The following is an 18,910-nucleotide window of genomic DNA, read 5'->3' as shown; positions in this document are numbered from 1 at the left end:
CATGTGTGGAATCGTTGGCGCCGTAGCTGAACGCAACATCACCGCCATTCTCATCGAAGGCCTCAAGCGGCTCGAGTACCGCGGCTACGACAGCGCCGGCCTTGCCGTTTATACCCAGCAAGGTGAACTGCAGCGCCGACGCCGCATCGGCAAGGTCGCTGAACTGGACGCTGCCAACGCTGCCGACCCGCTGATCGGCCAGTTGGGCATTGCCCACACCCGTTGGGCTACCCACGGCGCACCGACCGAGGGCAATGCGCACCCGCATTTCTCGGGTGAAGAAGTGGCAGTGGTACACAACGGCATCATCGAAAACCATGAAGAGCTGCGCGAAGAGCTCAAAGGCTTGGGCTATGTGTTCGTTTCGCAAACCGATACCGAGGTTATCGTCCACCTGATCCACCATACCCTCAAGACCATCCCGGACCTGGCGGACGCACTGAAGTCAGCGGTCAAGCGCCTGCACGGTGCCTATGGCCTGGCGCTGATCAGCGTGAAACAACCCGATCGTCTGGTTGCCGCGCGCAGTGGCAGCCCGTTGGTGATTGGCCTTGGCCATGGTGAGAATTTCCTGGCTTCCGACCAGTTGGCGCTGCGCCAGGTCACTGACCGCTTCATGTACCTGGAGGAGGGCGACATCGCTGAGATCCGCCGTGACCAGGTGAAGGTCTGGGATCAGGCCGGCAACTCGGTCCAGCGCGAAACCGTGCAGTATCACGAAGGCGCCGAAGCGGCTGACAAGGGCGCATACCGCCACTTCATGCTCAAGGAGATTCACGAGCAGCCGACCGTGGTTCAGCGCACTCTGGAAGGCCGCCTGGGCAAGGACCATGTGCTGGTCCAGGCCTTTGGCCCACAGGCTGCTGAACTGTTCGCCAAGGTGCGCAACGTGCAGATCGTGGCCTGTGGTACCAGCTACCACGCCGGCATGGTTGCGCGTTACTGGCTGGAAAGCCTGGCCGGTATCCCTTGCCAGGTCGAAGTAGCCAGTGAGTTCCGCTACCGCAAGGTAGTGGTCCAGCCGGATACCCTGTTCGTTTCGATTTCCCAGTCTGGCGAAACTGCCGACACCCTCGCTGCCCTGCGCAATGCCAAGGAACTGGGCTTCCTCGGCAGCCTGGCCATCTGCAACGTGGGTATCAGCTCGCTGGTACGCGAATCCGACCTGACCCTGCTGACACTGGCCGGTCCGGAAATCGGCGTGGCGTCGACCAAGGCGTTCACTACCCAGCTGGTATCGCTGATGCTGCTGACCCTGGCCCTGGGCCAGGTGCGTGGCACCCTCGAGGCTGGTGTGGAAGCGGAGCTGGTCGAAGAGCTGCGTCGCCTGCCGGCACGCCTGGGCGAAGCCCTGGCCATGGACCACACCGTCGAAAAGATCGCCGAGCTGTTCGCCGACAAGCACCACACCCTGTTCCTGGGCCGTGGTGCGCAGTACCCGGTTGCGATGGAGGGTGCGCTCAAGCTCAAAGAGATTTCCTACATCCACGCCGAAGCGTACCCGGCGGGTGAGCTCAAGCATGGCCCGCTGGCGCTTGTGGATAACGACATGCCGGTGGTTACTGTAGCGCCGAACAACGAGCTACTGGAGAAGCTCAAGTCGAACCTGCAGGAAGTCCGCGCCCGGGGTGGTGAGCTGGTGGTGTTCGCCGATGAGCACGCCGGTATGAGCAACGGCGAAGGTACCCATGTAATCAAGGTGCCGCACATCGCTGACGCGCTGGCACCGATCCTGTACACCATTCCACTGCAGTTGCTGTCGTACTACGTGGCGGTGCTCAAGGGCACTGATGTTGACCAGCCGCGTAACTTGGCTAAGTCGGTGACGGTGGAATAAGCGCGGCAGCGTTCGACCCTATTGGTTTTAGAGAACTGTCGCAGGACGGTCAAAATTGGTGTTGATCAGAGGGAGCCGCTACTGGCTCCCTTACTTTTAGATCTTTGGGTGTGAACTCCCCGTACTTCCGCTTAATGGCTGTGCGAGAGGCAATCCGGTCGAGATGAGCGCGGCTGCCAATACGAACATACTGGAAACCCACAAGCAGGCCTCCAGCCCATAGGCTTGGAACACCCAACCTGAGAGTAGCGTGCCGACCAACCGGCCCATGGCGTTGGACATGTAGTAGAAACCCACGTCTAAAGAAACGCCGTCTTCCTTGGCGTAGCTGACGATCAGGTAGCTGTGCAGCGATGAGTTCACCGCGAACAGCACGCCGAACAGCATCAACCCACCAAGCAGCACTATTTGCGCCGACCAGCCTGCCGACAGGCCCACGGCTATGAGCGCAGGGAGCCCGGCCAGGGCGATTGCCCAGATGAAGGCCGCTCTGCCGTCGGGCACATGACCGCGCTTCTTGCCGGTGATGTGAGGAGCAAGCGACTGGACGATGCCATAGCCGATCACCCACGCGGCCAAGAAACCACCGACCAGCCAGAAGTCCCAGCCAAACGCCGTGCTCAGGTACACCGGCAACGCCACGACGAACCAGACGTCCCGGGCACCGAACAAAAACAGCCGTGCGGCCGAGAGGATGTTGATGGCCCGGCTCTTGGACAGCATGTCGCGGAACTTCGGTTTGGCCTTGGCTTTGCCCAAGTCCTTTTTCAGCAGCATCAAACTGCCGATCCAGATCAGAGCCAGTACTGCAGCCATGGCCAGCACTGCCAGGGTGAAGCCGAGCAGCGCAAGCAGTGCTCCCCCAAGGAAGAAGCCCACGCCTTTGAGCGCGTTTTTCGAGCCCGTCAGGATGGCTACCCACTTGTAGAGGGTGCCTTGCTGGCTGTCCGGCACCAGGAGCTTGATGGAGCTTTTGGCGCTCATCTTGTTCAGGTCCTTGGCGATGCCGGATAGCGCCTGGGCGGCCATCACCCAGGGCACCGTCAGCCCGGCTGCCGGTACCGTGAGCATCAGCAAGGCCACAACCTGCATACCAAGGCCGATGTTCATGGTGCGGTTGAGCCCCAGGCGCGCGCCGAGGTAACCGCCCACCAGGTTTGTGATCACGCCGAACACTTCGTAGAACAGGAACAGCGCCGCGATCTGCAGCGGCGTGTAGCCCAGCGAATGGAAGTGCAGTACCACCAGCATGCGCAATGCGCCGTCGGTGAGGGTGAAGGCCCAGTAATTGCCGGTAACCAGCAGGTACTGACGCACTTGTGCAGGCAGGGCTGACAACGCCTTCATGATCGCCGTTTACTCCGCTGCGCCGACCAAGCGTGCCAGTTCAGCTGCACGGTTGGCGTAGCCCCACTCGTTGTCGTACCAGGCGTAGATCTTCACCTGGGAACCATTGACCACCAGGGTGGACAGCGCATCGATGATTGAGGAGCGTGGATCGGTGCGGTAGTCGATGGACACCAAGGGGCGCTCTTCGTAGCCCAGGATGTCCTTCAGCGGCCCTTCGGCAGCGGCTTTCAGCAGCGCGTTGACCTCTTCAGCCGTCGTCTGTCGTTCCACTTCGAACACGCAGTCGGTCAGCGAGGCATTGGCCAGCGGTACACGCACGGCGTGACCATTCAGCTTGCCGCGCAGCTCGGGGAAGATCTCGGCGATTGCGGTGGCCGAGCCTGTCGTGGTCGGTATCAGGCTCATGCCCGAGGCACGCGCGCGCCGCAGGTCCTTGTGCGGTGTATCGAGGATGCTCTGGGTATTGGTGAGGTCGTGGATGGTGGTGATCGAGCCGTGGCGGATGCCCAGGTTCTCGTGTATCACCTTCACCACCGGGGCCAGGCAGTTGGTGGTACAGGAGGCGGCGGTGACGATACGGTGCTGCGCCGGGTCGAACAGGTGCTGGTTGACGCCCATCACCACGTTCAGTGCGCCTTTTTCCTTCACTGGAGCGCAGACCACCACGCGTTTGACGCCCTGATCCAGGTAGGCCTGGAGCACGGCTACCGACTTCATCTTGCCGCTGGCCTCGATGACCAGATCGCAGCCCGACCAGTCTGTGTCCGCGATGGTCTTGTTCGCGGTGACCTTGATGCGCTTGCCCTCGATCACTACCGCGTCACCTTCTGCGCGGGCTTCACGGTGCCAGCGTCCGTGGATCGAATCGAAGTTGATCAGATGGGCATGGGTCTCGGCGTCACCGGCCGGGTCATTGATCTGCACAAACTCGAATTCTGGCCAGTCCCAGGACGCGCGAAGCGCCAAGCGACCAATACGGCCAAACCCGTTGATACCTACTTTGATAGCCATGTTCTTGTTCTCGGATCGCGATTAGCGAAAGGTCAGAGGGTGTCGCTGAATTGGTTGATGTACCCAACGTGCGCAGCGTTGCTAGCACGGGATACGGGTGCAGTCGCCTGCTCAGAAAGCCTCAAATGGATCGTTGATTGACACGCTTGGATAGTTCCTCTGCCGACTCCTTGCGCTCGGAGTAGCGATCGACCAGGTAGTCGGAGCGGTCACGAAGCAGCAGGGTGAACTTCACCAGCTCCTCCATCACGTCGACGACACGGTCGTAGTACGAAGAGGGTTTCATGCGGCCCGCCTCGTCGAATTCCAGATAGGCCTTCGGCACGGACGACTGGTTAGGGATGGTGAACATGCGCATCCAGCGGCCGAGGACACGCAGCTGGTTGACCACGTTGAACGACTGCGAGCCACCGCAGACCTGCATCACTGCAAGGGTTTTGCCTTGGGTCGGGCGCACGGCGCCCATGCTCAGTGGAATCCAGTCGATCTGCGACTTGAACACGCCGGTCATTGCACCGTGGCGTTCTGGCGAGCACCAGACCATGCCTTCGGACCACAGCACCAGATCGCGCAGCTGCTTGACCATGGGGTGGTCATCGGGGGCGTCGTCCGCCAATGGCAGGCCGGACGGATTGAAAATTCGCGTCTCGGCACCGAAGTGCTCCAGCAGGCGGGCTGCTTCTTCCGTCAGCAGACGGCTGAAGGAACGTTCGCGGGTCGATCCGTACAGCAGCAGGATGCGAGGCTTATGGGTGGACTTTTGCTCGACTGCCAGTTTGTCTGCGGTCGGCAGGTCGACCAGGTCGTTGTCGATGTTGGGGATGTGGTGTTCGGTCATGATTTACTCCTGAGACAAGGCGCCAGGTGGCTGAAAGCGGTCTCGCAGAGGGTGTTGCGGCAGCTATTGGCTGTGCAGAGGAACAGGACTTTCATCGGTTCTTCTCGGCAAGGATCAGCAGCACGAGGCGACGCGTTGTGGGCGGTCACCCATGGAGTCCAGTCGTTTGGTGCTGGTACTCAGCCATTCACGGTTGGCCTCCAGCGTCGTTGCCAGGACCTCACGTACCCAGGCGGGAAGCGATGGATGCAGCCGGTAATAAACCCACTGGCCCTGGCGGCGGTCTTCCAGCAGGTCACAGGTGCGCAGCTGCGCCAAGTGGCGGGAAACCTTGGGCTGGCTTTCTTCCAGCGCGCAGGTCAGTTCACAGACGCAGAGTTCTTCCTCGCGAGCGATCAGCAGCATCATCCGAATGCGGTTTTCGTCGGCGAGGCATTTGAAGACCTTGGTAGGGGTCAGCGAGTCAGTCATGGGTTACTCAGTATTTGGTCTTCACAAGGACGAACATTTTGATGCGCTCATGGATCTCGTGAAGGGTGTGTCGGAAGGCATCGTGTTTGTCACTGGTCGCTGCGCTGAAAGCGTCGAAATGCACAGGGTTCGTGTGCCGGAGCAAAGCTTGGCGAGCGAGCTGCGTTTGCGGTACAAACAAACAGGACGCGGATCTTGCCAATCCGCGCCTATATGTTTTTTCGAATATACGCTTTTCCGAATATATCGCAACCCTTCGATGATGGGTGTACTCATCCTGGATGAGCAGACACCCCCAGGCGGGAACTGGCGTAGCTACTGCGACAGCCTGCAGTTGTTCGCCCAGCGGAAAACGCAACATGCACACCTAAGGCTATGCTGCCCCTGCCAGTGACCCACCCACGCTGCGCTTCTCTCTTATAAAACACGTCACCATCGCCGCCACGCCAATGCTGAAGATATAAAGCGCCTGCGGCCCGGATTGCTCCATCATCGCACTGGCAATCAAGGGCCCGATGGTGGCGCCAATGCCAAACGTCATCAGCAATACCCCAGCCACCGCTACACGCAGCTCAGGCTCCAGATTGTGGTTGGCATGCGCCACACCCAGTGGATACAGGCAGAACTGCAAGAAACCGATGGTGGCGCCCGCCAAAATTATCCACAGCTGTCCTGATGCCAGGCCCAGAGCCAGCGGCAGGTAAGCGATGCACAGCAATAAGGCCGTAGCCCGGATCAGCGTGATGCGCGAAAAATGATCCGACAGTTTGCCCAGCGGCAGCTGCGCCAGCAGCCCGGCGGCAATGCTGATGGCCATGAACTGCCCAACCTGCGCCGGGGTAAAGCCCAGTTGCGCGGCGAAGATCGGGGTCAGCCCATACAGGCAACCGTTCAGTAACCCCGAAGCTAGGATCGTGAACAACGATTGAGGAAGCCTGCGCAGGTACAACATCGGTTTGATCCGAGCCTGGCTGATACCGCTCGGCTGGGCACCGCTGTGCAGGGCCACTGGGATCAAGCCAATAGCAAAGGCAATGGCCACGCCTGTCAGCGCCAGTGTGTGCAACCCATCTCCGAGGCTCAGCATCAGCTGGCCAAGCATCATGCCGACATAGCTGGCCACCATGTACAGCGACATGGCGCCGCCTCGCCGGTTAACCGGAGCACAGTCGTTGAGCCAGCTCTCGATGACCATCAACTGGCACATCATCGCTGCCCCCACGATAAACCGTAGGGCAAGCCACAGCGGCAAGCCATCACTGAGCTGGTGCGTGAGCACCGCAGTCACTATCACCCCGGCGCTCACCACAAAGGCCCGCGCATGGCCGGCCAGGCCAATCAGCCAGTAGCCGGAGCGAGCTCCGAACACCATCCCCAACGCGTTTGCGGCCATCAGCGCGCCGCCCCACAACTGTGCCACTCCGGCTGCATCCAGGCGCAGGGCCAGGTAGGTCATCAGCAGGCTGGAGCCCAGTTGCATCAACAAGGCAGCGACATAAATCGTGCCGAACCTTTTACTTAGTGCGAACAATTGGCTTCCCCAGGGAGAGGGTCGGTAGTCAGGCAAGGCCGTGACGCTGTTTCCAGTCGCCCGGGTACACCACATAGCCGAACAGCGCGTGGCCTGCATAAACCAGTTGCGTGCCTTCGGGAATCCACAGCACCTGGCCGGGCGATACCCGATACAGCTCACCGTTGGCCTGGAGCTCAAAGCAGCCCTCGATGACGAAAATCACTTCGTCGTAGAGCACCGTCCAGGCCACTTCGGCACCTGCCCAGCGGGCAAAGCCTACGCCCAGGTTGGGCGACACTTCGTTGCTGATGGCGCGTGCGACCCACGCGTCACCCGGCGGGCCGCCACGCTGGGCAAAATCCAGGTCGCGATGATCGACCAGGCGCACCGGGCCTTTGCCGCTCGGCACGCGGCTCATACTTCGCGCCTGCTGTTGAACGCTGCCCAGCGAATCCGAGTGCGCACGCCCAGGCCCAGGAACGGCTCAGGCGGGTTGCGTGAGGGCATCCCGGTCACGGCGCGGATGTCGCTCAATTGCCGCGAGTCCGCGCCCACTGCCATGTCGGCCAGCAGCGTGCCGGAAATGGTGCCCCAGGCGGCACCAACGCCGTTGTCGCAGGCGGTTGCGTAGACGCCGTCATCGAGTTGACCGAAGTAATTGGTGAAGTTGCGCGAGATCGCATAGGCACCGCCCCAGGTATGCGTGAACGGCACCTGTTTGAGTTGTGGATAGCGCGCCTCGAACGCCTTGCGATGATCATCGCGAATCTTGTTGCGGGCGGTATCGGTGATGCTACGGCCGTAGCGAGGAACGTGCTTGTAGGTATTGCGAATGATCAGGCGTCGGTCCTGGGTCATGCGCACCGTGGTACCGGCGTGGTCGGCAGGGGTAAGCCCCCAGTCGGCCTGGGCGCCGATTGCTGCCATCTCGGCATCGCTCAGCGGCCGTGTCCAACTGGCGAAGGTCATCACCGGCAGCAGGCGGTTGCGCAGGTAACCGAACTCCTGGGTGAAAATGCTGGTGCCCAGCAATACCTGCGGGGTACGGATCAGTCCGTTGTCGCCGCGCAGCAGCCATTTGCCGCTGGGGTCTTTCTCGAGTGAGCGGATGGGCGACTCTTCAAGCACTTCGACGTTGGCCGGCAGCGCACCACCCAGGCCACGGACCAGGGCGGCAGGCTGCATCAAGTAACAACCCGGGGTATAGATAGCACGGCTGTAGTAGCGGCTACCGAGTACGCCGGCCAGTTCGTCACGCTCCACCACGCGATAGGGCTCACCCAGGTCGGCCATGAGTTTTTCGAAATGGTCCAGGTAGCCCTGGCCACGCTCGCCCACCGCGCCCTGGTACTTGCCCGCATGAGACCACTGGCACTCGATGCCATGACGGTCGATCAAGGTCTGAAGTTGGTCGATGGCGGCCCGGTTCAGCCCCAGCAGGCGCTGCTTGTGTTGCGGGTCGGGATGCTCCAGAGCGAACTTGTGCGGCAGGTCGATGACAAAGCCCGAGTTGCGACCCGAGGCGCCATAGGCGATGCGCTGGGCATCCACCAGGATAATGCGCGCCTGTGGCAGGTGCTCGGCCAGCCGCCGTGCGGCCGCAAGCCCGGCGAAGCCTGCACCGATCACTACATGGTCGGCATTCTGTTCGCCGCTCAGGCGCTTGCTCGGTGCCGGCTCAGGCAGCGCGGCGTACCAACCGCAGCTGCGGTCGTCGTGAGGCAGATTGACAATACTGTTCATGGTTCGGCCTCAGGCCACATGTTGCTGGGTGTCCTGGCAGCTTTGCAGCCAGGTATTACGTTGCAGTTGCGCCTGGCGCCCGAGCAGCACGAACCCGCGCAGGGCACCGGCGTGGTCGTGGAACGCCGCGCTCAATCCATCGCTGGTCGGATCGCAACGCCATTGCCCCTGACAGTCACCGGGTGGCGTCAGCAGGCACAGTGGGGCAACCGGGGTTTTCACGGTCACAGGCGCCAGTGGGTAATGGGCAGCGGTCGGTTGGCCCAGCAACGTCTTGGCCAGGGCACGAATACCCTCGTTGATCGGCGCCAGGTAGGGCAGCAACTGGCCATTAATCTCGACGCAGTCACCCAAGGCGTATATGCCCGGGTGCGAGGTCTGCAGTTGTGCATCGACCTTGATCCCCCGGCCGCAGTCCAGGCCGGCCTCTAGCGCCAGTTCAAGGTTGGGGCGCAAGCCCACTGCGCTGAGCACCAGGTCTGCCTCGACCACTTGACCGTCGGCCAGAGTCAGTTGGTAGCCGTCGCTGTTGCGCTCGATGCGCTGCAAGGTGGTGCGCAGATTCCATTGCACGCCAAGGCCCGAAAGCGCCTGCTGCAAGTGCTGGCCTGCCGCCTCGGGCAGCAGGCGCTCCATGGGCCAGGCGCCCAGGCCGATCACCCGCACCTTGTAGCCATTGCTCGCCATATCGTTGGCGAACTCGCAGCCAATCAACCCGTCACCCAGAATTGCCACGCTCTTTACATCTTTGAGACGTTGGCGGAACGCCTGGTAATCGTGCAGGTTGTTGACGCTGAGCAGGGCCTCGGCGCACCCCTCGATAGGCAACCGCACCGCAGAAGCACCGCTGGCCAGTACCAGTTGGCCGTAGTCCATTTCGCCTAGGCTGGTATGCAGCCGTCGCGCCTGGGTATCAATACGCTCGACCTTGCATCCGGCATAGATTCGAATGCCCAATCGCTGCTCGATCGCCAGCGGGCTTTCAGTTGCCAGGGTTGCAGCAGTGCGCCCTTGGGCCAGGGCGATCGACAAGGCAGGTTTGGAGTAGATATGCCCCGACTCTTGGGTCAGTACGCGAATCTCCAGCTGCGGGTCGGCCTTGCGCAGGGCTTGTGCCAGGCCATAGCCGGCATGGCCGCTACCGATGATGACCACCGGTTGCGCCGGGCGGGCGATGGCAACAGGTGGTGCCTGGATGACCGGCGCCGCCGCCACAGCAGCAATCGGAGTGCTCAGTTCGATCATTTCAAAGTCGGCCTTGCCGACCTTGCACTCAGGGCACAGCCAGTCCTCGGGCACATCTTCCCAGCGGGTGCCGGGGGCGATGCCGTCGTCGGGCCAGCCTTTGGCTTCGTCGTAGATCAGGCCACAGATGATGCAGAGCCAGGTTTTCATCGCGTTACCTCCTCACTCGCCCTTGATACGTACGGCCAGGTTTTTGGTCCTGACGTAGCTGTAGAGCGCCTCCTGGCCTTTTTCGCGTCCGAAGCCCGAGAGCCCGACCCCGCCAAACGGGGTTTCGATGCCGCCGGCATACCACTCGTTGACGAACACCTGGCCGGCGCACAGGCGCCGTGCGCAGCGCAGAGCGCGGTTGAGGTCCTGGGTGAACACGCCTGCCACCAGCCCGAAGACGGTGCCGTTGGCAATGGCGATGGCCTGCTCTTCGCTGTCGAAGGGCATCACTGCCAACACCGGGCCGAACACTTCGGCCTGGGCGATCTCCATGTCCGGGGTTACATCGCGCAGTACCGTCGGCGCCATGTAGTGCCCACGCAGGCCAGAGATGGCCTCGCCGCCGGTTGCGACGACGGCGCCTTGCTGTTGGGCCCGCTGGCACAGGGCTTCGATACCCTCGAGCTGGCCTGCAGAGATCACCGGTGTGTGGTCCGGGTTGTCCTGGCCCAGGCCGACGCTCAACCCCTCTGCCATTGCCACGACATCAGCGACGACATCGTCGTAGACCGAGCGATGCACCAACAGGCGTGACATGGCCGAACATACTTGGCCTGCGTTGAAGAAAATGCCGCTTTTCACGCTGTTGATCACTTGCTCGCGATCGGCATCGGGGAACACCAGGGCAGCCGACTTGCCGCCCAGCTCCATGACGCTGGGGGTCGCGTGGTCGGCGGCGGAACGCAAAATGCTCTGGCCGGTAGCAACAGAGCCGGTGAAGACGATCTGGTCGACGTCGCGATGGCCGGCCAAATAGGCCCCCACTTCACGGCCCCGGCCGCAGATCAGGTTGACCGCACCCTGTGGCAGGCCAGCACGCTCGATGGCCTGCATCAGCACGCACAGGCCGAGCGGCGACAGCTCCGGCGACTTGATCACCACAGCGTTGCCCGCCGCCAGGGCCGGGGCCAGGGAGCGCGCGCAGATCGACACCGGGAAATTCCACGGCACGATTTGCAGCGACACGCCCATCGGGTCGTAGACGGTGAAGTCCATGTAGCCGTCGCCCAGCGGAATCGACTTGCCTTCGATCTTGTCGGCCATGCCGGCGTAATACTCGAAGTAGCGCGCAGCCTCGACGAATTCGTCACGCGCATCACGCAGGCTCTTGCCGTTTTCCTGGCACAGCACCCAGGCGCCTTCATCGGTGATTGCACGAATCTGCGCCGCAATCTCAAGCAGCCAGGTCACACGCTGCGCCGGCCGCACGCGGCTCAACACATTGCTGTCGGCACAGCGTCGGGCGGCCTGCAGGGCGCGTTCGGCGTCGGCCACGCTGGCCTGGGCGACGGTCGCCACAGGTGCGCTGGTGCCGGGGTTGTGGATGGTCAGGTGCTGCTCACTGTCGGTCCACTGGCCGTCGATGAAGTTCAGCCAGTGCGGGGCTATCGAATGCATGGTGATCACCTCAGGCGCGCTGCGCGCAGTCGAGCAATTGGCGGGCAGCCCACTTGTGGAAGTAGTGAGTCGGCAGGTCCATTTCCGGCGAGAATGCGCCACCGCTATAGCCAGGGGAGAGTCGGCCCTTCTGCATACCTTCGACCGAAGCGATATCTTCGGCGAACACCACGCGCCAGGACTCCATCACGGCTTTGCGCGAGGCGTCGTAGTGGCTGTCCAGGGCCTGATCGCCGACATAGAACAGGCGCAGGTGTTCGATGGTTTTGCCTGGGGCCACGGGCTCCAGCATCATGGCGAAGGCGTGGTCGGCCTGGATGCCGAGCAGCACGTTGGGGAAGAACGCCACGTACTCGGCGGTGCGCAGGCGCTCCTGTGGCCAGGATGGGAAAATCGGCAAATGGGTGCCGGCAACAGCCGAGAGGTTGTAGGCGTGGCTGCCCTGGCCGGCGAACTCCTCGAACATGATGTTGTAGTGGTCTTCCAGGCGCGAGTAGCTGTTCAGGCTCGGGTGTACCCACGGCAAGTGGTAGGCCTCGCAGTAGTTCTCGACCGCGAGCTTCCAGTTGCAGTTGACCTCGATGCTCATGGCGCCGCTGTTCGCTTCACGGCGCAGCAGGTTCATGCCGTCGCTGCCCAGGAACTGGGTCCAGCGCTCGGTCAGTGGCTTGAGTTGATCTTCAAGGGCCGGTGCATCGCCGGACAGGTTGATGAACACCATGTCCATCCAGATCGTGGTGCGCAGTGCCTTCAGGCCATGCTTTTCGCAGGCGAAACGCTCGTCCTTGTGCTGATTGATCCCGCCGACGTGCGGTGTGCCTTTGAGGCCGCCATTGAGGTCGTAGGTCCAGGAGTGGTAGGGGCAGCGGATCACGCCCTGCACTTCACCCGCCTGCTGCACCAGTTTCACGCCGCGGTGGCTGCAGACGTTATGGAACACCTGCACCAGGCCTTCGCGGTTGCGCATCATCAACAGCGGCAGGCCCATGAAGTCCACAGGCTTGACGTAGCTGGTGGTCGGCAGGTCGCTGGCAAAACCGATACAGGCCCAGTTGCGCCCCAACACTTCATCGCGCTCAAGCTCGAAATAGCGCTGGTCGGTGTAGAACTCATTGGTCAGGCCATGGGCTTCATGGATCGGTGCCAGAACGGTTTCCAGGGCGTGGACGGGAATAAGGCGGGAATCAGTCGATACGGTCATTTTTGTTTTCTCTTGTCAGATGCACGGCAGGCAGTGCCTTGATGCCTGGCGCCAGTTTCAGCAAGAGAAGGAGGGCTCGACAAACGATTTATTTCAGCGTTATTTATCAGTTTTAATCATTAATGATTTGCGCGCAGGTTAGGGTCTTCGCAAAGGAATAGTTGATGAATGGTCATCTTCTGGATTGCCCACGTTTATGATTTTTTGTAATCAATTGATGACAAGAAATAGTTTGTCGAAGTGTGGGTGATTCTCCCATTTTGTCAGGGCCCAAGGGAGCGTGCCGTGCCTTGGGCCTACGGGAGGACCGCCGCCAGGGATCTGGCACCTGCCTGTGGCAGCGGCGCTATCCAGCCGTGACATAAAACCCTTGAACAAAAACAATAGGGGATAACCCATGCGTGCCGAATCTGGCCTGCTCAAAGGCCTCAATCCCACCGTGACGATATGGTCGTTGCTGGCCGTTGTACTTTTCGTGCTGTTTTGCGCCCTGTTCGCAGAACACGCGGCTGCTGCCTTTCAACGTGCCTCCGACTTTATCTTGCAGAACTTCAAATGGTTCTACCTGATCTCGGTCACTGGTGTGTTGGGGTTACTGTTTTATCTCATGTGCAGCCAGTTCGGGCACATCAAGTTAGGGCGTGACGACGACAAGCCTGAGTTCAGCTTCGGCTCCTGGATCGCCATGTTGTTCAGTGGTGGCATGGGCATCGGCCTGATCTTCTGGTCGGTTGCAGAGCCCATGTGGCATTACGCGGGCAACCCCTTTGCCACGGGCCTGACCGACGAAGCGGCGACCACCGCCATGCGCATCACTTTGTTCCACTGGGGCCTGCATCCGTGGGCAATCTTTACCATCGTGGGCCTTGGTCTTGCGTACTTTGCCTATCGTAAGGGCTTGCCGCTGAGCATGCGCTCGATCCTCTACCCACTGATCGGTGAGCGCATCTATGGGCCTATCGGTCACGTGGTCGATATCCTTGCAGTGGTGATCACTGCATTCGGTGTCTCCCAGTCGTTGGGGCTGGGTGTGGTGCAGATGAACACCGGCTTGAGCCAGGTGTTCGACCTGCCCATCAGCCTGGGGGTGCAAGTCACCTTGATCGTGCTCATTACCCTGGTGACCACCGTATCGGTGATGGCTGGTGTTTCGCGTGGCATGAAGCGCCTGTCGGAATGGAACATGCTGCTGTCGGTGATACTGGTGGTGTTGATCCTGCTGCTTGGGCCGACGCGCTACATTCTCAACCTGATGCTTGAAAGCACCGGCGACTATGCCCAGCACATCGTCGGCTTGAGCTTCTGGAGCGATGCCCAGAAGGACAGTGGCTGGCAGAACTGGTGGACGGCCTTCTACTGGCCGTGGTGGATGACCTGGGGGCCGTTTGTAGGTCTGTTCATCGCCCGGATCTCCAAGGGCCGCACCATTCGTGAACTGATTGCTGGCGCGCTGTTGGTGCCAACCTTGGTGACCATTGTCTGGATGTCGGTGTTCGGGGGTGCAGCCCTCAAGACCGAACAGGTCGACCGCCAGCACCACGAGCAGCAGGTAGCCAGCGGCGAACTGCAGGGCGACAAGGCCAAGTTCGAAGGTGGCACGGTGTTGCTGGCGACCAAGCAGGAAACCACCGCCGCCATGTTCACCCTGCTGCACAAGATCGAAGCAGGTACGTTGGGCAAGGTGCTGAGCGTGCTGGTCTGTATCCTGCTTGCGACGTACTTCATCACTTCGGCTGACTCCGGCACCCAGGTGCTGTGTACGTTGAACTCCATGGGCAGTGCCAACCCGCCGCAGAGTATCCGCCTGCTCTGGTGCATTCTGGAGGGTGCCATTGCTACGGCCCTGCTGATGGCGGGAGGGCTCAAGGCGATCCAGATGGCAAGCATCGCAGCGGGCTTGCCCATTGCGGGGTTCATCCTGCTTATCAGTTACACCCTGATGCGCAGCTTGCGCCAGGAAATGGCTGATGGCGTGCTCGATACACCGCCGGGCGGGCGCATGCCAATCCCGCAGATCATCCCTCAGGGCATCACCCCGGTGACGGGCACACTGACGGGCGGGGGCCTTGATGGGGGGCTGACGGCGAAGAAAGCCAGCTGAGCCCAACCCGGTATGGATACCCAAGACTGGCAGTCATCCGCTGTCGGTCTTGGGCTTTTCTGGCAGCCTATTTCTGCACGGATGGCTGGGCCATCAACCAGTCCCGGAACAGCCGCACGCTTTCACGGGGGCCCCGCTCGTTGGTCGACTCCAGCAGGCAGAACTTGGCATCGGTCTGCAGCACCACATCGTTGGGCATGACCAGCGCGCCGCTGCTCAACGCATCGTCCACCAGGTTGCCCCAGGCCAGAGCCACGCCCTGGCCACTGATCGCCGACTGGATCAACATGCTGTAGCTGTTGATGTTCACGCGGTGCTTGGGCGTCATCGGCTGGTACCCCAGGCGTTTGAACCACTCCGGCCAACCTACCCAGTCGCGCTGGGAGTCCTCAAGCCACAGCCAGGTGCACGTCGCCAAACCTTCGATGCTGCTCAGTTGCGGATGCCTGGCCAGATAGGCCGGGCTGCATACCAGAAAGATCTTTTCCGAGAACAGCGGCGTGACAGTCATGTCCTTGGGCGGGGGGTTGCAGTAGTACAGCGCGAGGTCGCTCTCGAGCCTGGCGTAATCCTTCACATGATCGTGGGCGATGATCCGCAGATCGATGTCTTCATGGGCACTCTGGAACTCCGACACCTTGGGCAGTAACCAGAGTGAGGCCATGGCGGTACTGGTGGCCACCGTCACTTGCTGGTTGCCATGCCACTGGCGAATCTCGCCCGTGGTACGGGCCAGGTGCAACATGCACTCGCGCACCGTTTCGTAGTACTGCGTGCCGGTATGGGTGAGGGTCATGGTGCGGGTGGTACGGGTGAACAGTGCCTTGCCCAGGTAGTCTTCCAACAGGCGAACCTGACGGCTGATGGCACCCTGGGTGACATTCAGTTCTTTGGCAGCAAGGGTAAAGCTCAAATGGCGGGCTGCAGACTCAAACGCATGCAGGCTGTTGAGCGGCGGAAGAGGCTGGATTTTCACGGCTTGGGGTTCCACTCATTATTATTATCAGCCGCTCTATATTAATGATCCGTTCAGTCTCCAGGGGGCAGTCGGGAGAAATATTTTGAAGACTGGACCGGACTACAGGCCCCATGATTTGGGGCCTGCCGCAACAGCTTCAGTTATGTGAACTCACTGTAAAAACCCCCATCGGAGGTTCGTCGTTCCGGGGTTTCGAACCTCAGATCTGCATCGCCATCCCATCCACATTCATCGCCGCCTGGCGCAAGGCCTCGGAGCGGGTCGGGTGCGGGTGGCAGGTGAGGGCGATGTCTTCAGCCGAGGCCGAGAACTCCATCGCCACGCAGAACTCGCCGATCATCTCGCTGACGCTCGGGCCGACCAGATGCACGCCCAGTACCTCATCGGTGTTGGCATCGGCGAGGACCTTGGCGAAGCCTTCGGTCTCATGGTTGATCTTCGCGCGACTGTTGGCGGTGAAGGGGAACTTGCCCACTTTGTAGGCGCGGCCCTCTGCCTTGAGTTGCTCTTCGGTCTTGCCGACGCTGGCCAGCTCGGGGCGGGTATAGATCACGCCGGGGATCAGGTTGTAATTGACCTCGTGGGGTTTGCCGGCGATGCGCTCGATGCAGGCGACCGCTTCGTCTTCGGCCTTGTGCGCCAGCATCGGGCCGGAGGTGACGTCGCCAATGACCCAGACACCTGGCACCGAGGTGCGATGATGCTCGTTGGTGAGCATGCCGCGTTTATCGGTCTGCAGCCCGACGCTTTCCAGGTTCAGGCCTTGGGTATAAGGACGACGGCCGATGGCAACCAGTACGTAGTCGGCTTGCAGTGTTTCTGCAGCGCCGCCGGCGGCCGGTTCCAGCGTCAGGCTGACCCCGTCGGGCGAGGCCGTCGCCTGGGTCACCTTGCTGCCGAGCTTGAAGGCCATGCCTTGCTTGGCCAGGGCCTTTTGCAGGGTCTTTGCGGTTTCCTCATCTGTGCCGGGGCAGATGCGGTCGAGGTATTCAATGACGGTGACCTGGCTGCCCAGGCGACGCCACACCGAACCCAGCTCCAGGCCAATGACGCCAGCGCCGATCACGATCAGGTGCTTGGGCACCTCGGGGAGGGCCAAGGCGCCCGTGGAATCGATGATGCGCTGGTTATCGATAGTCACGCCTGGCAGGGGAGTGGGCTCGGAGCCGGTAGCGATGACGATGTCCTTGGCTTGCAACGGCGTCTCGCTGCCGTCCTCGGCTTTGACAATGACCTTGCCGACGCCATCGAGGCGGCCCCAGCCTTTGATCCAGTCGACCTTGTTCTTGCGAAACAGGTACTCGATGCCCTTGGTCAGGCCAGTCACGCTCTCGTCCTTCTGTTTCATCATCTGGGCGAGGTTCAGGGTTGGCTTCACTTCGATGCCGAGGTGGGCAAACTCGTCACCGCTGGCAGCCTCATACAACTCCGAGGCATGCAGCAATGCCTTGGACGGCATGCAGCCGACATTCAGGCAGGTACCGCCAAGGGTCGAGCGGCCTTCCACACAGGCGACACTCAGGCCCAGTTGCCCGGCACGAATCGCCGCGTTGTAGCCGCCGGGGCCACCGCCGATGATCACCACGTCATAGGATTTCATGGGTTTTCTACTCCAGATGAAGAAGCGCGAGATGGACACAAGGTTAAGCTGAGAGCGCTAAATTGTATACAATCTGAGGTATTCATAAGATCAGTTGGTTCTAGACCTTGGTATCGTTCAGCGGAAACTTCGCACGAATGAACTACCCTGTTTCGGTGGTGTTCGAAATTTCATGTATCGAGCCCAGAAGGAGGGTCGTTCATGCTTGCGCAACTTCCGCCGGCGCTGCAGAGCCTGCATCTGCCACTTCGTCTGAAATTGTGGGACGGTAACCAGTTCGATCTGGGGCCCAGTCCGCAGGTCACCATCCTCGTCAAGGAGCCTCAGCTGATCGCTCAGCTGACCCATCCAACCATGGACCAGCTGGGCGCCGCGTTCGTGGAAGGCAAGCTGGAGCTGGAGGGCGATATCGGTGAAGCCATTCGGGTGTGCGATGAGCTGAGCGAAGCCTTGCTGACGGGGGAAGATGATGCACCGCCACAGCGTGTGGCTCACGACAAGCGCACAGACGCCAAGTCCATCTCCTATCACTACGACGTCTCCAACGCGTTCTATCAACTCTGGCTCGATCAGGACATGGCGTATTCCTGCGCCTACTTCCGTGAGCAGGACAACACCCTTGATCAGGCACAGCAGGACAAGTTTGACCACTTGTGCCGCAAGCTGCGCCTGCAAACCGATGACTACCTATTGGACGTCGGCTGCGGTTGGGGGGGGCTGTCACGCTTTGCCGCACGCGAGTACGGGGCGAAAGTGTTCGGCATTACCTTGAGCAAAGAGCAGCTCAAGCTGGCGCGGCAACGGGTCAAGGCAGAAGGCCTGGCCGACAGGGTCGACCTGCAGATCCTCGATTATCGCGACCTTCCTCAGGATGGCCGCTTCGACAAGGTGGTCAGCGTTGGCATGTTCGAGCATGTCGGGCATGCCAACCTGGCGCTGTATAGCCAGAAGTTGTTTGGCGCTGTGCGAGAGGGCGGCCTGGTGATGAACCATGGCATCACCGCCAAGCATGTCGATGGCCGTCCGGTGGGGCGAGGGGCGGGTGAGTTCATTGACCGTTACGTATTCCCCAACGGTGAGCTGCCGCACTTGTCGATGATCAGTGCAAGTATCTGTGCGGCCGGGCTGGAGGTCGTCGACGTCGAGAGCCTGCGCCTGCATTACGCCAAGACCTTGCACCACTGGAGCGAAAACCTGGAGAACCAGTTGCACAAGGCTGCCGCGCTGGTGCCGGAGAAGACCCTGCGCATCTGGCGTCTGTACCTGGCCGGCTGCGCCTACGCATTCCAGAAGGGCTGGATCAACCTGCACCAGATCCTTGCCGTCAAGCCCTACGCCGACGGGCATCATGACCTGCCCTGGACGCGTGAAGACCTGTATCGCTGATTCCCCGGGGGCGCTTCAGCGGCCCCG

Annotated in this window: 15 protein-coding genes and 2 pseudogenes; 3 read left to right on the top strand and 14 right to left on the bottom strand. The window is 61.2% G+C overall.

The annotated features are described in order from the left end of the window. The first annotated feature begins 1 nt into the window (after position 1). Positions 2-1,837, top strand: coding sequence for a glutamine--fructose-6-phosphate transaminase (isomerizing) (gene glmS, locus BLX42_RS24450; protein ID WP_161872850.1), 1,836 nt, complete (start codon positions 2-4; stop codon positions 1,835-1,837). A 96-nt stretch (positions 1,838-1,933) separates the two neighbouring features. Here glmS and arsJ read toward each other — a convergent pair whose 3' ends face one another. The 12 genes and pseudogenes from arsJ to BLX42_RS24390 all read right to left on the bottom strand — a co-directional run bounded on the left by arsJ (position 1,934) and on the right by BLX42_RS24390 (position 12,817). After that, a complete protein-coding gene (arsJ, locus tag BLX42_RS24445; protein WP_161872849.1) occupies positions 1,934-3,184 on the bottom strand; it encodes an organoarsenical effux MFS transporter ArsJ in 1,251 nt (416 codons plus the stop codon). A gap of 9 nt (positions 3,185-3,193) precedes the next feature. Continuing rightward, a complete protein-coding gene (locus BLX42_RS24440) occupies positions 3,194-4,198 on the bottom strand; it encodes an ArsJ-associated glyceraldehyde-3-phosphate dehydrogenase (RefSeq protein ID WP_012316902.1) in 1,005 nt (334 codons plus the stop codon). A gap of 121 nt (positions 4,199-4,319) precedes the next feature. After that, complete coding sequence (arsH, locus tag BLX42_RS24435) at positions 4,320-5,036, bottom strand: arsenical resistance protein ArsH (RefSeq protein ID WP_115273197.1); 717 nt, start codon at positions 5,034-5,036, stop codon at positions 4,320-4,322. Between the two features lie 17 nt (positions 5,037-5,053). Continuing rightward, a pseudogene (locus BLX42_RS27115) lies at positions 5,054-5,185 on the bottom strand (arsenate reductase ArsC); the annotation flags it as partial. After that, entirely contained in the window at positions 5,151-5,507 is a 357-nt protein-coding gene (locus BLX42_RS24425; RefSeq protein WP_012316898.1) for a metalloregulator ArsR/SmtB family transcription factor, read from the bottom strand. The pseudogene BLX42_RS27115 and the gene BLX42_RS24425, both read right to left, overlap by 35 nt. A 373-nt stretch (positions 5,508-5,880) precedes the next feature. Then, positions 5,881-7,038: an MFS transporter gene (locus BLX42_RS24415; protein ID WP_115273195.1), complete on the bottom strand. Its 1,158-nt coding sequence runs from the start codon at positions 7,036-7,038 to the stop codon at positions 5,881-5,883. 28 nt (positions 7,039-7,066) lie between these two features. Then, a complete protein-coding gene (locus BLX42_RS24410; RefSeq protein ID WP_046786775.1) occupies positions 7,067-7,438 on the bottom strand; it encodes an ethanolamine utilization protein EutQ in 372 nt (123 codons plus the stop codon). Next, positions 7,435-8,763 (bottom strand): FAD-binding oxidoreductase, encoded by a 1,329-nt coding sequence (locus tag BLX42_RS24405; protein ID WP_046786774.1) that lies wholly within the window; start codon positions 8,761-8,763, stop codon positions 7,435-7,437. The genes BLX42_RS24410 and BLX42_RS24405 overlap by 4 nt, the downstream gene beginning before the upstream one ends. A gap of 9 nt (positions 8,764-8,772) precedes the next feature. Further along, the gene (locus BLX42_RS24400; protein WP_239539515.1) at positions 8,773-10,008 is read right to left on the bottom strand and encodes an FAD-dependent oxidoreductase; all 1,236 of its coding nucleotides are present in this window, start codon (positions 10,006-10,008) and stop codon (positions 8,773-8,775) included. Further along, positions 9,997-10,158, bottom strand: a pseudogene (locus tag BLX42_RS27025) (rubredoxin); the annotation flags it as partial. The gene BLX42_RS24400 and the pseudogene BLX42_RS27025, both read right to left, overlap by 12 nt. A 12-nt stretch (positions 10,159-10,170) precedes the next feature. Beyond that, positions 10,171-11,616, bottom strand: coding sequence for an aldehyde dehydrogenase family protein (locus BLX42_RS24395; protein WP_046786772.1), 1,446 nt, complete (start codon positions 11,614-11,616; stop codon positions 10,171-10,173). A gap of 10 nt (positions 11,617-11,626) precedes the next feature. After that, positions 11,627-12,817 carry an aromatic ring-hydroxylating dioxygenase subunit alpha gene (locus BLX42_RS24390; protein ID WP_046786771.1) on the bottom strand — a complete coding sequence of 397 codons (1,191 nt, stop codon included), beginning with the start codon at positions 12,815-12,817 and terminating at the stop codon, positions 11,627-11,629. Between the two features lie 397 nt (positions 12,818-13,214). Between BLX42_RS24390 and BLX42_RS24385 the strand changes: the two genes are divergently transcribed. Next, positions 13,215-14,918, top strand: coding sequence for a BCCT family transporter (locus BLX42_RS24385; protein WP_115273192.1), 1,704 nt, complete (start codon positions 13,215-13,217; stop codon positions 14,916-14,918). A 67-nt stretch (positions 14,919-14,985) separates the two neighbouring features. Here the strand turns inward: BLX42_RS24385 and BLX42_RS24380 are convergent, their stop codons facing one another. After that, positions 14,986-15,894, bottom strand: a complete 909-nt coding sequence (locus tag BLX42_RS24380; RefSeq protein WP_046786769.1) for a LysR substrate-binding domain-containing protein — start codon at positions 15,892-15,894, stop codon at positions 14,986-14,988. A gap of 202 nt (positions 15,895-16,096) precedes the next feature. Beyond that, complete coding sequence (lpdA, locus tag BLX42_RS24375; RefSeq protein WP_046786768.1) at positions 16,097-17,497, bottom strand: dihydrolipoyl dehydrogenase; 1,401 nt, start codon at positions 17,495-17,497, stop codon at positions 16,097-16,099. Positions 17,498-17,698: 201 nt separating this feature from the next. Between lpdA and cfaB the strand changes: the two genes are divergently transcribed. Continuing rightward, positions 17,699-18,883, top strand: coding sequence for a C17 cyclopropane fatty acid synthase CfaB (gene cfaB, locus BLX42_RS24370; RefSeq protein WP_046786767.1), 1,185 nt, complete (start codon positions 17,699-17,701; stop codon positions 18,881-18,883). Positions 18,884-18,910 lie beyond the last annotated feature (27 nt).

This window comes from Pseudomonas sp. SG-MS2, from assembly GCF_009933855.1.
Taxonomy (GTDB): Bacteria; Pseudomonadota; Gammaproteobacteria; order Pseudomonadales; family Pseudomonadaceae; genus Aquipseudomonas; species Aquipseudomonas putida_E.
Note: the sequence above shows the minus strand (reverse complement) of the source record. Positions and strands in the feature narration are given on the sequence as shown.

Coding starts and splice junctions, on each gene's coding strand:
- arsH (WP_115273197.1), bottom strand. CDS start 5,036: ATGACCGAACACCACATCCCCAACATCGACAACGACCTGGTCGACCTG.
- BLX42_RS24425 (WP_012316898.1), bottom strand. CDS start 5,507: ATGACTGACTCGCTGACCCCTACCAAGGTCTTCAAATGCCTCGCCGAC.
- arsJ (WP_161872849.1), bottom strand. CDS start 3,184: ATGAAGGCGTTGTCAGCCCTGCCTGCACAAGTGCGTCAGTACCTGCTG.
- BLX42_RS24390 (WP_046786771.1), bottom strand. CDS start 12,817: ATGACCGTATCGACTGATTCCCGCCTTATTCCCGTCCACGCCCTGGAA.
- BLX42_RS24440 (WP_012316902.1), bottom strand. CDS start 4,198: ATGGCTATCAAAGTAGGTATCAACGGGTTTGGCCGTATTGGTCGCTTG.
- glmS (WP_161872850.1), top strand. CDS start 2: ATGTGTGGAATCGTTGGCGCCGTAGCTGAACGCAACATCACCGCCATT.
- BLX42_RS24395 (WP_046786772.1), bottom strand. CDS start 11,616: ATGCATTCGATAGCCCCGCACTGGCTGAACTTCATCGACGGCCAGTGG.
- BLX42_RS24405 (WP_046786774.1), bottom strand. CDS start 8,763: ATGAACAGTATTGTCAATCTGCCTCACGACGACCGCAGCTGCGGTTGG.
- BLX42_RS24385 (WP_115273192.1), top strand. CDS start 13,215: ATGCGTGCCGAATCTGGCCTGCTCAAAGGCCTCAATCCCACCGTGACG.
- cfaB (WP_046786767.1), top strand. CDS start 17,699: ATGCTTGCGCAACTTCCGCCGGCGCTGCAGAGCCTGCATCTGCCACTT.
- BLX42_RS24400 (WP_239539515.1), bottom strand. CDS start 10,008: ATGATCGAACTGAGCACTCCGATTGCTGCTGTGGCGGCGGCGCCGGTC.
- BLX42_RS24410 (WP_046786775.1), bottom strand. CDS start 7,438: ATGAGCCGCGTGCCGAGCGGCAAAGGCCCGGTGCGCCTGGTCGATCAT.
- lpdA (WP_046786768.1), bottom strand. CDS start 17,497: ATGAAATCCTATGACGTGGTGATCATCGGCGGTGGCCCCGGCGGCTAC.